The sequence below is a fragment of the Reichenbachiella sp. genome (genome assembly GCF_965223055.1).
Lineage (GTDB): Bacteria > Bacteroidota > Bacteroidia > Cytophagales > Cyclobacteriaceae > Reichenbachiella.
In genome coordinates, this window is record NZ_CBDCVM010000005.1 from 457,256 (window position 1) to 472,144 (window position 14,889).

The following is a 14,889-nucleotide window of genomic DNA, read 5'->3' on the forward strand; positions in this document are numbered from 1 at the left end:
GACTGGCTGGTGACGTTGATAGTAACAGGTTGAAAAAAATATTACATATCATATGGGTTGTATTGTGCGGATTTACTCTCACAGTAGATGTGTTTGGGCAGAGCTCTTCTGTTTTAGCTAATGGTACTTGGTACAAATTGGCTGTTGTAGAAGACGGGCCCTATAAAATTGATCATTCCCTACTTATAGAAATGGGCTTAGAGCCTGGCAGTATAGACCCAAGAAAACTGGCTATTTATGGGAATTCTTATAACGGCATGTTGCCTCAGGCTAATGCTGAGAGCAGACCAAATGACCTTGCAGAAAATAGCATTCTAATAGTTGGAGAATCTGACGGCAGTTTTGATGTTGAGGACTACATTGTTTTTTATGGAAAGTCTTCTGACCATCTGAGCTATGATTTAACGACAGATTCTTTTCAGTTCGAAAGAAATGTCTACAGCGATACAGCCTATTATTTTTTGACTGTCCAAGATGCCAACGGTAAAAGAGTAACAGAAACCAGTCTTCCTTCAAATGGGTCTCCTGTTACCACCAACTATTCTTATTTACAAATACATGAATTAGAATCCAATACAATTATCAGTTCGGGCCGTCATTGGTTCGGCGAGCGATTTACAAGTGCAGACCGAATACAAGACATTTTGTACTCTGCAGATGGCATAGTGAGTGGATCTGAAATCACTGTTTTTGCAAACGTGATGTCTCGGTCGGCTGAGGCTTCTTCATTTGATTTGTCACTGAATGGACAAAATTTAGGTTCCATTACGATGGATCCGATTTCTACTGGCACATATGTCACACAAGCTGATGTAAAAACGGACACATTGAGAATCAACAGTGCATCACTAAGCCAATTGGATAATCTCACCTTACAATTGAAATTTAATGAACCTGGGGTAAGCGATGGCTTTGTAGATTATGCACATGTGCGCTTTGAGAAACAGTTGGATTTGTCTTCTGATGTATTGAACTGGTACAAATCCTCCAGTGATCAGGCTTTTAGAATTTCTGGAGCAACTACATCCAATCAAATATGGGATATCACTGATCCAACGGAGATTAAGAAAATAAATCCAGAATCACTTTCGAATGATTTGATTTTTGGAGTCACCGCCGAAACGAATCATTTCTTAGCATTCAATCCTGGTCAGGAAAAGGCCCCTTTCTTTATTGGTGAAGTGGAAAATCAAAACTTACATGGGTTGCCTGCTGCGGATGGAATCATCATCACCCATGACAACTTTTTGCCTTCAGCTCAACGGCTGGCTGATTTCAGATTAATGTATGATGGCTTATTGGTTGAAGTAGTTACTGTAGATCAAATATTTAATGAATTTTCAAGTGGCGCACAGGATGTAACAGCGATACGCGATTTTATCCGGTTTCAATATGAAAAGTATGGGCAACTCAAGTATGTATTGATGTTTGGAGACTGTTCCTTCGATTATAAAAACAGGAGCATCAACGCTACTAATTTTGTTCCCGTTTACGAGTCTAGAAACTCGTTGCACAAGCTGTGGAGTTATTCTTCTGATGATTATTTTGGATTTATGGAGGCTAACGAGGGAGAGTGGATCGAGACGTCTGTTGGTGATCATACTATGGAAATAGGGATAGGGCGTATTCCCATTCAAACCAATGCGGACGGCGAAAGTGTGGTTAATAAATTAATTCGATATCAGACTAATCGTTTGGGATATGGGAAGTGGAGAAACAAAATCACTTTTATTGCTGATGATGGAGACAACAACATTCACCAACAAGATGTAGAAAAGTTGGTTAAGTATGTTGATACAACTCGAAGGGAATTAAATGTGAATAAACTTTATCTAGATGCGTATAATCAAGAGCAGAACAAGTCACCAGAAGCATCAGAGGCATTTTTGAAAGCCATATCACAAGGCAATCTGATTGTTAATTTCACAGGACATGGAAACGAAGGCCAATTGACTCATGAGGATATTTTCAACGAATTCATGATCAATGATTTGAGTAATAATATCGTGATGTCATTATTTATTACAGCCACTTGTCAGTTTGGTAATTATGATGACCCCAATCGAGTATCAGGTGGAGAAAAAATGGTTTTACTTCCTTATGGGGGATCAGTGGCATTGATCACTGCTACACGGCCAGTGTTTTCTAATACTAATTATCAGATCAACGAAGCATTTTATTTTTCAGCCATGGAAAAGGAGAATGGTAATTTCAAAAGGCTAGGAGATATTATGCGAGAAACAAAAAACAATAGCCTTGTGGGTGCGGGGAATAGAAATTACGCCCTTCTCGGTGATCCGATGTTGCGTATTGTTTATCCGGAGCAAACGATAAGTTTAAAAACAATCAATGGGAAACCTCTAGATCAATTAGATTCTTTAAAGGCTTTCGGCAAATATCAAATTACAGGAGAAGTTCAGTCAAATGGCGTTGTGGATCCGAAGTTTAGCGGAGAGGTCACCATGACTGTGTTTGATAAACCAGCTAGCTTTCAAACTTTAGGAGATGAGTCTGTTAAAGAGATTTTTGAAATCAGAGATGTTTTACTTTTTCAAGGAAGAGCAACAGTAACAGACGGTCAGTTTGACATTGAATTCATTGTCCCCAAAAATATAAATTACTCGTTCGACAAAGGGAAAATCAGCTTTTATGCGCTCAATCATTTGTCTACGGTTGATGCCAGCGGGGCTTTTTCAGAAGTAATTGTAGGGGGGTCAGAAAAAACTAATCATACAGATCAATCTCCACCAGTGATTAGTTTATTTCTAAATGATAGTTCTTTTCAATCCGGTGATCAAGTTGGCCCTTCGCCATTGTTGCTTGCGAAACTGACGGACGAAAGTGGAATAAATATATCCAATGCCGGTTTTGGAAATGAACTTATACTCTACCTCGACGACTTAGAGCCAATGGTTATGAATGAATACTATGAAGCGTCACTGGACACCTATCAAGAGGGTTGGGTTACTTTCCCAATGGATAACCTTGAAACGGGCTTTCATGAATTAACTATCGAGGCCTCAGATATCTTTAACAATTCTACCAGACAAACCATCGAATTTTTTATCACAGAAGAAAATGGAATTCAGTTGTCGGACGTGTTGAGTTATCCAAACCCGGTAATGCCAACTGTTGATAAAACTACTATTCGATTTAGTCATGATAGATTGGGTGAAGATCTTCAGGTTTTTCTAACGATTACTGATATGCGAGGCCAAGAAATATATAATAGAAATTATCGTTTTGATAATGTCTCTGAAAATACACTTCAGCTAGACTGGAATTTGAATAGTTCAGGAGCAAATGGTGTGACAAAAGGGATTTATATTTATAAACTTAAAGTACGAAGCCAGATAGATAATTCTACTGGAGAAGTGTATAGGAGGATAGTAATCTTGAATTAGCTATCTTGCGCACGTTAATTTTTAATCTATGACAACGACAACAATAAATAGGATTCTAATAACCACCTTCCTTTCACTACCTAGCCTAGTTGTGTTTGGTCAAATAAATTTGGATAATTTGGCAGGACAAGAAGGATCTCGAGTAATTACAACTGCAGTTCCATTCGTGAGTTTTGCGCCAGATTCCAGAGCTTCTGGAATGGGGGATGCAGGAGTAGCGACATCCCCAGATGCCAACAGTGTTCATTGGAACAATGGAAAATTGGCTTTTATTGATAAAGACTATGGTGTATCCCTTTCCTACGCTCCCTGGTTAAAAAACATCGTGGGAGACATGTCTCTTTCGTACCTATCTGGTTATTATAAACTTGACAGAATTCAAACCATTGGGGTATCTATGAGATATTTCGATTTAGGTGAGATCCAATTGACTGATAACAATGGTAATGCATTAGGTGTAGAGAATCCAAGGGAAATGGCTTTTGATGCTACCTACTCAAGAAAACTAACAGAGAAAATCGGAATTGGAGTGTCCGCTAGATATATCTGGTCTAATCTGATTGGCAGTGTATCAGGAGCGGCAAAACCAGGTAAAAGTTTTGCTGTGGATTTAGGATTCTACTATACAAACCCAATCGTAATCAGTGGCAAGGATTCAGAGATTTCTTTTGGTGCAGCCATAACGAATATTGGACAAAAAGTGACCTATAGTAATGAAAGCCAAGCCGATTTTATCCCCATTAACCTTAGAGTTGGAACTGCATTGAAGGTGGGCTTGGATGCATATAATTCATTGACTTTTGCACTTGACTTGAACAAACTGATGGTTCCTACCCCTCCAATTTATGCGGTAGATCCAGATACTGGTGAGCCAATATTGGACAATAATGGTGACCAAGTCATATTCAAAGGAAAGGACCCCAATAGAAACCTATTAGCGGGAATGTTTGGTTCATTTAGCGATGCACCCAATGGTTTTTCTGAAGAAATGCAGGAAATCATGATAGCTACAGGCATGGAGTATTGGTATAAAGAATTATTTGCAGCACGCTTGGGATATTTTTATGAGCATAAGGACAAAGGAGGCAGGCAATATCTCACTTTAGGCCTTGGTTTCAGATATCAAAAATTTGGCATAGACTTCTCTTATTTGGTACCTGGAGATAATAATCATCCGTTGGCTGAGACAGTAAGGTTTTCTTTGCTATTCAACTTCGAAAAAGCAGAAGTTCAAGATTCTACTTTGAATTAATGCTAGATAGGAAAGTTGCACCTTCAGCAGGAGAAATAAGCTTTGGTGGATTACCTGATGTCAACCGACAAAAGCTGAAATCAGGAGCACCATTGATTTGGCTGAATGCTGGTGATCAACCAGTAGTTAAAATCGAGATAGTGTTCGAGTCGGGCATTTGGTTTGAAACCAAAAAAGCCACCTCCTGGCTGACAGCTAAAATGTTAGTAGAGGGAACTAATATAAAAACGGCTCGTCAGATTACAGAAGGGTTTGAAAAACTAGGTGCGTTTCTTGAAATCAACCCGGGATTTGACGATGTTTCTATTGCAGTTTATGGTTTGGAAAGAAACTTTGGTCAAGTCATCACATTGCTCAATGAGATCATTAATGAGTCCGTTTTCCCAGAACGCGAGTTTGAAATTCTGAAATCAAACCGGAAAGATCAGATTGCGCTGAATGATAACAAGAGCAATTTGTTTGCCTCCAAAAAATTGAGAGAAGCCATATACGGTTCAGAATTTAGTTATGGACAGGCGTTGAGCGTAGCCGATATTGATGCAGTTCAATTAAGTGATTTGAAAAAGTACTATTCAGATAGACTGTTTCATAATCCTAAAATTTATCTTTCAGGAAAAGTGAATGACCAGCTGGTAAGTGTGGTAGAAAAGAATATTTCATTTCCTAACTCATTGCCTCCGGCAAAAAAGGGAGTCGATTTTGAGTCTCCTTCTCGAGATATATATGTGGAAAAACCAGGCAGTATGCAATCTTCTGTTAGAATAGCTTGGTTGATTCCTAACCAGCAGGATGAGGGCTACTTCAATTACCAAATTGCAAATAGCTTATTGGGGGGTTATTTTGGGTCGAGATTGATGAAAAATATCAGAGAAGAGAAAGGCTATACTTATGGAATTCATGCATATCCGGTTCATCTCAAGCAGAGCTCATTTGGAATGATTGCTGGAGATGTTGTAGCCGCTCACACAAAAGATACTTTTATAGAAATTAAGGGCGAAATAGACAAACTTCTTCATGAGCCAATTCCTGAGGCCGAAATAGCCACACTAACTAACTATTTGGCAGGATCATTTTTAGCCTCTTTGGGAACACCATTCCAGCTTATGGGTAAATTTAAAAAAATAGAAGAGGCTAATTTGGATGCTACTTATTATGAACAGTATTTTGAAGCGTTGAGAAAAGCGAATCAAGACACAATACGGGAAGCTACGGAAAAATATTTCAATCCAAAAGATGCATTTACAGCCATTGTAGGCCTGAATCAGTAATTATTCCAATTCTTCATTTCCATTTTTCAAGCAGATATATCTTCCATTTGATATTTCAACAATGCTGTAGTATTTCAAAGGGATGCTGTACCTGCCAGAAGCATCTATGAGTCCATTCAACCCTCGTCGCTCGACAATGAAATGGTCATCCATCGTGGGTCGAATATCAGTATATGAGGGTTGAAGCAAAAGTTCACCGAATTGGTTGAATAGTCCTAGTTTTCCATTCTTACTGCAGAGGAGAAAATCATGAGTTGTTGTTTTGATGGAGTCAAATTCAATCTTGATTTTTTCTTTACCAGACTTATCGATGGCTCCAATTTTGCCTTCTTTATTCACTAAGGACATACCATTTTTGAATGGTGTCACTTTATCGTAATTGGGCTGAATGATCAACTGTTCTTTCTTATTGATAAATCCCCATTTGTTGTTGAGTGAGACAGCAGCCAAGCCAGAAGTGAATGGCTTGGTTTTTTCGTATCTATTGGCAATGAGTAGGCGCTGACCGAAATCAACAAAACCATATTGTCCATTTTTTTTAATACTTATGAATCCCTCCCCCTCATGACAAATTTCTTGAATCTCGTTAGAAAAAGGGATGATCCAAAACCCTTTAGAATTGATGAGTCCAACTTTGTTTCCTTGGTGAACTACAGCGTATCTCCCACTTTTCGGTTCAGAGATGCTGTCATACTCTGGGTAAAGTAGAACTTCCCCAAGAGGAGAGATTAGTCCAACCTGGCCCTCAGCTGTTGATTCTAAATATCCAAAATGATTAGGAACCAAATGATTATAAGTTTGAAAAAGTACTTTTCCTCGATAGTTTATCAGATCGGTTCGGCCATGTTTGGTGACTAAAGCAGTGTTTGAATCTTGAATGCTCACATGATCATATTCGTACTCACCAATAAACTCCCCAAATTGATTTATTATCCGCCTGGATCCCAAATAATTCACTGGCGCAATATTGCCTATAAACAAACCAGCCTGATCAAATTTTGGGGAAATGGCTATTTTGCCAGAGTGATCGATATACCCCCAGTAGTCACTTCTTTTTATTGGGATTAAATTATTACTACCGGCCAAAAGGCTATCGAGATGTAAAGTTGATAGGTTGGATCCAAACTTGTTGAATATGCTCCACCCGTCCCCATTAGCTGCATAAATGTAATTGGCGTCAAAAATTAATGTATCAAACCCACTTTCATTGACCGGCTCCCCATTGTACTTAATGATGCGATACGCACCATTTTTAACAATTACATTTTTACGAAATGCTGAGAGTTTTTTCAGCGATTGTCCACGGTAGACAGTTTCATAATTAGAATTTAAAATTTCAACAAAGCCATTGCGGCTTACAGCTATTAGATCGGAGGATATTTCAAATATAGAATCACAATAAAAGTCTTTGAGCAAATTGTGATTTGTATTAAAAATCTGATAGCGGTTGAATTGTTCTGTTGTACTGAGTGAGGATATACTTTTATATAATGGTTGGTGTAGCACTGCTCCTGTTGAGTCGAACGCTCCAATTTTCCCTCCCTTGATCATCAAGGAGAAGTTGCCAGTAGTAGGAGCTATACTATCCAATTGGGCTTCTATTTTGATCAAGCCAGATTTATGAATAATTCCTTTTTGTTTTTTCGTATTGGTGAATACAAAGAGGTCATCTTTAAAATAGGTAATATGTGCGAAGTCTGTGGAAAGTAATTTTTTGCCTTGTTGAGACAACAAACCATACTTGGATTGTCCTTTTATTCTTTCGGACACTATCAATAGGTCATGAAGAGGTTTAATCGAATGATATTTAAAATCTACAACGACTTCTCCCTTAGAATTTATGACACCATAGAATAGCTCATTCGAAAACTTACCTTTTAAAGAAGCAATAATTAGGTTTCGATGAAAAGCTTCTAAGGAGTAATATCTGGGGCTTGTGACCACTTTGTTCTTAATAGTGATAAGCCCCCAGTGCTCTTTCTGATAACCAATAACTTCATTCACCGGAACGTTTAACCCTTTGCTCCAACCAAGCTGTTTGTATTTGGCTGGAATTAGAATTTCGCCACTGAGATCTTTTAGACCGATGTTCTCTCCCTCTATATAAAAATCAATAGAAGACTGACAGCGTACAATCTCTGCTGAAAGTTGTAGGATTATCGAAAAAAGGAAGGTGAATAAATAGGGGGGATACTTTTTTACACTCACCCCTTGGATTTGATTTTCTCCGACTGCTCTTCAAGGTTGAATAGATCGTTGAGGACCTCAATAAGTGAATCTGCTTCCCCTCTCTTACAAGCTGCTTTTAATTGCAATACTGGCAATTTGATAATCTTCTGCATCATGTTTTTTGTAGCCTTATCCAGTAATTCAGCTTCTGCATCATTCGCCTTTTTGACGTATCGAGCTATTTCAGTCTGACGAATATCTTCAAGCGCATTCTTCAATTTATTGATCACAGGAGATACTTCCATTTCCTTCGACCAGTTGCCAAACTCATCAATCGCTTCTGCAATAATTGCTTGTACGTCAGGAATAGCTGCCAGCCTTCTTTCTAAGGCTTCGGTAGCTTTTGCCTGAATCCCATCTATGTTGTAGAGAAGTAGGCCATTTACCTCTTCGATATGCTGATCAATACTCCGAGGCATTGATAGATCAAAAAGATATTTATGACTTAAGATTTTGTGATCTCCAAAGGTTTCTTTTGTAATTAGAGGGGTTTCTACACGCACTGATGAGATGATTACATCCGCATCTAAAATAGCTTGTCTGTGATTTTCAAATGGTATCACAGTAAAGTCAAACTCCTCTGCCAAGGCATTGGCTTTTTCAATACTTCTATTGCAGATCACTACCTCTTTCTCCGTAATGTGCTCTAAATTTCGAACGACATCTTCACCGATTTCACCAAGTCCTAATACTAGAATATTTGGCTTTTCATGAGCAATAGTCAATTCATTAATCAACTCTACTGTAGCATAAGACAAAGATGCCGCGCCATCTCTGAAAGCAGTTTCTTGAACAACTCGTTTGTTCGTAAAAAATATGGTATGAAGCAGTCTGTGAAGGAACGGCCCAATGATATTTTGATCAGCCGCAATTTGATAAGCGGACTTGATTTGGTTGATGATTTGCAAGTCTCCCACTACCTGAGCTTCCAACCCTATGGAAACATTAAACAAATGTTGAACGGCTTGATTGTGTTCGTTAAGATTCGTGAAAGACTTTTTGAAATCAGAAATGTTCGACATTCCTTTCACCACACCAATTAATTTGATGATGGTTTCATAATGGTCTGATGGTGAGGAGTAATAAACTTCAGTTCTATTGCAAGTAGAAACAATCAAGGCTTCAGAAATCTCTGAATAATCCTCAATCAATTCGAGAAACTGCTTGCTTTGCGCTTCATCGAATGCCACCATTTCCCGTACGTCAACTGGCGTGTTTTTGTAAGATAAACTGACCGCCTTGAATTGATTATGCATACACTTACTATTCGAACAGGCAAAATTAACCCAAAAAGAAATAATTTATATGACAAGAATCATGTCGGCTGTTATTTAGAATCTGTATAAATAATCGCCACCATCTAAAAAATTATCTGAGGGTTCATGCGTATTCATAACATTTTTGACCCTAGTTTTGCACGGCAAATAAAAACACTTATTTGCACATGCATTTCGACAGTTCTAAATTGGTTTTTGAGGCGCTCACCTACGACGACGTCTTACTACTCCCAGGTTATTCAGAAGTTTTACCCAGAGATACAGATACGAGTACCTATCTCACTAAAAACATCAAATTAAATATTCCATTAGTGTCCGCAGCAATGGATACAGTGACAGAATATGACTTGGCTATTGCCATGGCATTGGAGGGAGGAATTGGGTTCATCCATAAAAATATGACCATCGAACAGCAAGCCGCTCAGGTTCGTAAGGTGAAAAGATCACAGAGTGGTATGATTCTCGATCCGGTGACTCTTCATGGCGACGCCACTGTTGGCGATGCATTAGCAGCAATGAAGGAGCATAAGATTGGTGGTATTCCTGTCATCGACAAGGACAAGACTTTGGTTGGTATCATTACAAACCGCGACCTAAGGTTCCAAAAGAACAAAAAGCAGTTGATCAAAGAGATCATGACCAAGGACAATCTTATTACCGCCAAAGATGGTATTGGGTTGGAAGGTGCTGAAGAAATCCTGCAAGAGTACAAAATTGAAAAACTGCCGATCGTAAATGATGCAGGCAAAATGACCGGACTCATCACATATAAGGATATCCTAAAGAATAAGGATAAACCGAATGCATGTAAGGACGAATTTGGAAGATTGAGAGTAGGTGCAGCAGTTGGTGTAACGCCAGATATCAAAGACAGAATTCAAAAACTGATCGAAGCGGGTGTAGATGTGGTGTCTATCGATACAGCACATGGTCATTCAAAAGGAGTAATTGATACTTGCAAAACGATAAAGGAGGCATATCCAGATTTGGATGTGATTGTAGGTAATATTGCCACAGCGGAGGCGGCTACGGCCTTGGCAGATGCAGGTGCCGATGCGATCAAAGTAGGCGTAGGACCTGGAAGTATTTGTACCACTAGAATTATTGCAGGTGTAGGTGTACCGCAGCTATCTGCTGTATACGAAGCAGCTAAGGCCGTAGAAGGTAGAAATATCCCAATTATTGCTGATGGGGGTATTCGTTTTTCTGGGGATTTTGTGAAAGCATTAGTCGCAGGAGCCAACTGTATCATGATTGGCTCACTACTTGGAGGAACGGAGGAAGCACCTGGCCAAGTAATAATTTATGAAGGACGAAAGTTCAAGACTTACCGAGGCATGGGTTCTGTTGAAGCCATGGAGGATGGTTCGAAAGACCGCTACTTCCAGGATGCTGAAGATGATGTGAAGAAATTAGTACCAGAAGGTATTGTAGGAAGAGTGCCATACAAAGGCAAGGTATCTGAAGTGCTGTACCAAATGACAGGAGGATTGAAAGCCGGCATGGGCTACTGTGGTGCAGGAACTGTAGAAGACTTGAAGAAAGCTAAGTTCGTTAAAGTAACAGGCGCAGGTATGGCAGAGTCCCACCCACACGATATTCAGATTACAAGAGAGGCGCCAAATTATAGTAGGTAAGGAATTGTAGTTTTAGATATTTTAAACCCCAGTTTCTGATAGAGGCTGGGGTTTTTTTATTGCGGAAAACAATCTATTCGTTAACTTTGATAAAAGCCGATAGGTATGAGTGGTGCAGAATTAAGAGATGAAATTCATAAGTATGTCGATCAGGCAGATGACCGTGTTTTGCAAATGATTTATGGTTTGTTTCAGGCGGATTTGACTGAGGATCATTTTGAATTTTCAGATGAACATAAAAGGATCCTTGATGAACGGTTGGAAAATCATGAATCAAATCCTGTGTCGGGGTCATCTTGGGAAGAAACAAAGTCTAGAATAGTTGATCAATTATGAAGTACAAGTTGGTGATCAAACCACTTGCGGAAGTGGATTTGAAAGAAATAGCCAATTGGTATGAATCTAAAAAGTCTGGATTGGGATTAGCTTTTTTGGAAGCTGTTGATACTAAAATTCAACTTCTGAACACAAATCCAAAGGCCTATCAAAAAAGGTATAAAGGATCTAGGTTAACGTTAGTGAAAAGATTTCCATATGCCATTCATTATACCCTAGAAAAGAATTTCATATATATTCATGCTGTATTGAGTACTTCTCGAAACCCTAAGATATGGAAGGGTCGCACCAAATAACTATGGTCTCCCATTCCCCAACTTTTACTAAATTGCCTCGGTTATCAACTCATTGAATGATTTCACAAAAAGGCATAATTAGATTAAGCGTAATCCTCGGGATTATATTCTGGTCGCTATTTACTATAGTGGACCTGATGGCGCTATTCAGTGAGCTCAACGGTATTGCTTTTGGATTCCCTCCTTTTGTGTCCAATGCGATGTTAACCATGTTTATCATCTCGTTGATCCTATTCTATAGATTCAACATTGGACAGGCCGAAAGTGTCAATTTTGTGGATTTGCTCTGGCGTGTATTTGTATCCGGCCTCATTGCCACGGTGGTTACGCTTTGTATAGAATTTTTCTTCACCATTTTCGCTTCAAGCAAGGTTGGGAGTAATACCCTAATTATCAATTTCCTCTACCATGTCAATATTGGGTTGGTGATTGCCTTTCTGGTTTCCACTTTTATCGTCTGGAAGAGATTGATTCTTTACCAAAAATCTAAAACATTGCTAGCTACCTGGCAGCTTTATGAATATGCCTTGTTGGGTACGTTGATATTCGATTTGTTTTCTCACGATTATCAAGATCCGGCTTTCCTTGCAGTTTATGGAATATTGGTACTGATTGGATTATACCTTTCTTTCAATCTAAAATGGATCGCCTATCTAAACTTCAAGCAGAAGTGGCGTAGCATTTTGTTCGTTTTGCTGGTGATTATTTACATCTGGTATTTCTTCAAGACCTTGATGTTCTTTTCAGAGAAAGTGCAGCTGGTTCGAGATCTCCTGGACAGCGTATTTATTTTGGCACTGATCACCTTTATTGTCGTTTATTGTGTGATCGCCTTATTGGTAATTCTATTTAACCTTCCTACTACTTCCGTATTCGAAAAGAAGCTGGAAGAGGCGGTCAATTTCCAAAGACTGAGTCAGTCAATCCCAGCTGGAGAGAGTGAAGAAAAGGTATATGAAATCCTATTGGATAGTTCCGTCAGTGCAGTATACTCTGAAGCGGCTTGGTTGCAAATTTCTGATCCGACAAAAAATGTAGAGGTCACGCTAACGCACAATCTGGACAAGGAATTAATTCCAGTAATTACCAAAGCAGTAAATAATAGTCGCTTCAAAAAAATATTGAATTCAGACTTTGACAGAAATCCAAAGTCATTGAAAATTTCTGCGAATCTTAAGAACGTTAATTTTCGATCTATTCTTCAATTTCCGGTTACAGTAAAAGGCGAAAAAATTGGTGTACTCGCTTTACTCAAGGAAGTAAACGATGGGTTCAATAGAGAGATGATTGATATCATCGACACTTTCGTGAATCAGGCGAGTATTTCTGTAGAAAACTTTCGTCTGCTCAATGATGCTATCGTCAATGAACGTTACAAGGAGGAGCTTAAGATCGCTAATCGTGTGCAAAACAAATTACTCCCTGAGCGACTCGAGCCTTGTCAGGCTTATGATATTCATGCCTATTCTCAGGCCGCGGATGAAGTCGGTGGTGATTACTACGATGTGTATCAGCTAGACGAAGAGCGTACCGCGCTGATTATTGGAGATGTTTCCGGAAAAGGAACCTCTGCTGCTTTTCATATGGCACAAATGAAAGGTGTCTTTCAGAGTTTGGTGCAGTTAGATCTTGATCCCAAGGAATTTTTAGTACACGCCAATAATGCGTTGAGTAGATGTCTGGAGAGCACGTCATTCATTACGGTTTCATTTTTCGTAATTGATAGCAAAAAGAAAAAGGTACATTTTGCTCGAGCAGGACATTGTCCATCGCTTTATTATAGCGCAGAAACTAGTAAAACAGAATATTTTAAAAATAGAGGATTGGGTTTAGGGATTTTGAGAAACTTCAATTTCCATAAATACGTACAGGTAAATGAGTTTGTATATCAGACCAAGGACGTTCTGGTATTGTATACCGACGGAATTACGGAGGCCTGCAACGAAAAAAAGGAGCAGTTTGGCTTCGATCGACTACAAAGTGCTTTGACCAAGCACGCCGACCAATCACCTAGTGCCATTCAGGAAGGCATAATCAACGATCTATATGAGTTTTGTGGTAAGGAATCATTGAATGATGACTATACCCTATTAATTGTGAAATTTAACTAGAATGATAAAAATAGATAATCACATCAATGACGATCCAGCTTACTACCAGCTTTCTATTGGAGGTGAGGTGGACGCTTCGTCTTCTATTCATTTAGAAGAAGGTTTGAAAAATGCTATGGCGTCCAGTAAGAAGATTATCGTGGACCTGGCAGACTTGGAATATATCTCGTCAGCCGGTTTGGGCGTATTCATGTCTATCATTCAGGACTTAGAGAATGAGGGTATTCAGTTTGTGATCTATGGTATGGATCCTAAAGTGAATGAAGTGTTTGAAATCTTGGGGCTTAACCAGTTAATTGATATCAAAAAAGATAAAGAAGAGGCTTTGAAGGCCATTAAATAAAATGCATCAATTTAAAACCAATTGTAAGAGAGAGCGACTCAAAGAAATCCGGCACTTTGTGGCGGAGGTGCTTACTGATATTGGTTTGTCAGAGATAGATGCGCATAAGGTAATCTTAGCGGTTGACGAAGTATGTGCCAACCTGATTATTCATTCAAATAAATGCAATCCTTCTGAATGTTTGGAGTTATTCATTGAGGATCATGGTAAAGACGGCGTCCTGTTTGAAATTATCGACTACGGTATCGGCTTCAATTACAATAATTACAAAGAACCAAACCTGGAAGAAATCATTCGCAAACGCAAAAAAGGTGGCTTGGGGATCATGCTCGTAAAAAATATTATGGATACCGTAGAGTTCAAAAATGAAGAAAATAAGAATATTTGCAGAATGATTAAAAAGTTTACCAAAGACAAATGATCCAACCCTCCCGATTTTTATTCCTTTTTATACTTACTTTTTTCACTGCTTTTTCTTTCGCTCAAACGAGCCCTGAGAGCAAAATACTTTTTCAGTTAGGAGATGAGACTTATGATTTAAAATCTTTCGACTATTACTTCCTAAAAAATTCTAATGAGCCCTCAGCTGATAGTGCTAAAATCAAGGTCAATGAGTATTTGGACTTGTATGTAAAATTCAGACTGAAAGTAAAAGAGGCAGTGACTCTTGGTCAGGATCAAACCCCAGAATTCGAGCAAGAATTCGAAACATACAAAAAGCAGCTGGCCGAACCCT

At 38.9% G+C, this 14,889-nt stretch carries 11 protein-coding genes and 1 pseudogene; 10 read left to right on the forward strand and 2 right to left on the reverse strand.

Annotation, left to right across the window (positions count from 1 at the left end; genetic code table 11):
* The first annotated feature begins 29 nt into the window (after nucleotides 1–29).
* The 3 genes from porU (at nucleotide 30) to ACOQO5_RS04920 (ending at nucleotide 5,924) form a co-directional block, all read left to right on the forward strand.
* Entirely contained in the window at nucleotides 30–3,404 is a 3,375-nt protein-coding gene (gene porU, locus ACOQO5_RS04910; protein ID WP_420580572.1) for a type IX secretion system sortase PorU, read from the forward strand.
* A gap of 118 nt (nucleotides 3,405–3,522) precedes the next feature.
* Nucleotides 3,523–4,656, forward strand: a complete 1,134-nt coding sequence (gene porV, locus ACOQO5_RS04915) for a type IX secretion system outer membrane channel protein PorV (protein ID WP_420580573.1) — start codon at nucleotides 3,523–3,525, stop codon at nucleotides 4,654–4,656.
* Complete coding sequence (locus ACOQO5_RS04920) at nucleotides 4,656–5,924, forward strand: M16 family metallopeptidase (RefSeq protein WP_420580574.1); 1,269 nt, start codon at nucleotides 4,656–4,658, stop codon at nucleotides 5,922–5,924. Before porV ends, ACOQO5_RS04920 begins: the two co-directional genes overlap by 1 nt.
* On the opposite strand, the gene ACOQO5_RS04925 is transcribed toward ACOQO5_RS04920, so the two are convergent.
* Together ACOQO5_RS04925 and hemA are read right to left on the reverse strand one after the other, a co-directional pair.
* Nucleotides 5,925–8,132, reverse strand: coding sequence for a WG repeat-containing protein (locus ACOQO5_RS04925; protein WP_420580575.1), 2,208 nt, complete (start codon nucleotides 8,130–8,132; stop codon nucleotides 5,925–5,927). It lies immediately after the preceding gene.
* Complete coding sequence (gene hemA / locus ACOQO5_RS04930) at nucleotides 8,129–9,409, reverse strand: glutamyl-tRNA reductase (RefSeq protein WP_420580576.1); 1,281 nt, start codon at nucleotides 9,407–9,409, stop codon at nucleotides 8,129–8,131. The genes ACOQO5_RS04925 and hemA overlap by 4 nt, the downstream gene beginning before the upstream one ends.
* Before the next feature lie 188 nt (nucleotides 9,410–9,597).
* Here hemA and guaB point away from each other — a divergent pair, with 188 nt between their 5' ends.
* From guaB to ACOQO5_RS04965, 7 genes and pseudogenes are all read left to right on the forward strand, one after another.
* A complete protein-coding gene (gene guaB, locus ACOQO5_RS04935; protein WP_420580577.1) occupies nucleotides 9,598–11,067 on the forward strand; it encodes an IMP dehydrogenase in 1,470 nt (489 codons plus the stop codon).
* Between the two features lie 105 nt (nucleotides 11,068–11,172).
* Complete coding sequence (locus tag ACOQO5_RS04940) at nucleotides 11,173–11,403, forward strand: addiction module protein (RefSeq protein WP_420580578.1); 231 nt, start codon at nucleotides 11,173–11,175, stop codon at nucleotides 11,401–11,403.
* Complete coding sequence (locus tag ACOQO5_RS04945; protein WP_420580579.1) at nucleotides 11,400–11,699, forward strand: type II toxin-antitoxin system RelE/ParE family toxin; 300 nt, start codon at nucleotides 11,400–11,402, stop codon at nucleotides 11,697–11,699. Before ACOQO5_RS04940 ends, ACOQO5_RS04945 begins: the two co-directional genes overlap by 4 nt.
* A 56-nt stretch (nucleotides 11,700–11,755) precedes the next feature.
* Nucleotides 11,756–13,810: a GAF domain-containing SpoIIE family protein phosphatase gene (locus ACOQO5_RS04950; protein ID WP_420580580.1), complete on the forward strand. Its 2,055-nt coding sequence runs from the start codon at nucleotides 11,756–11,758 to the stop codon at nucleotides 13,808–13,810.
* A gap of 1 nt (nucleotide 13,811) precedes the next feature.
* Complete coding sequence (locus ACOQO5_RS04955) at nucleotides 13,812–14,153, forward strand: STAS domain-containing protein (RefSeq protein ID WP_420580581.1); 342 nt, start codon at nucleotides 13,812–13,814, stop codon at nucleotides 14,151–14,153.
* Between the two features lies 1 nt (nucleotide 14,154).
* Nucleotides 14,155–14,574, forward strand: a complete 420-nt coding sequence (locus tag ACOQO5_RS04960) for an ATP-binding protein (protein ID WP_318169876.1) — start codon at nucleotides 14,155–14,157, stop codon at nucleotides 14,572–14,574.
* Nucleotides 14,571–14,889: pseudogene (locus ACOQO5_RS04965) on the forward strand (hypothetical protein); the annotation flags it as partial. The gene ACOQO5_RS04960 and the pseudogene ACOQO5_RS04965, both read left to right, overlap by 4 nt.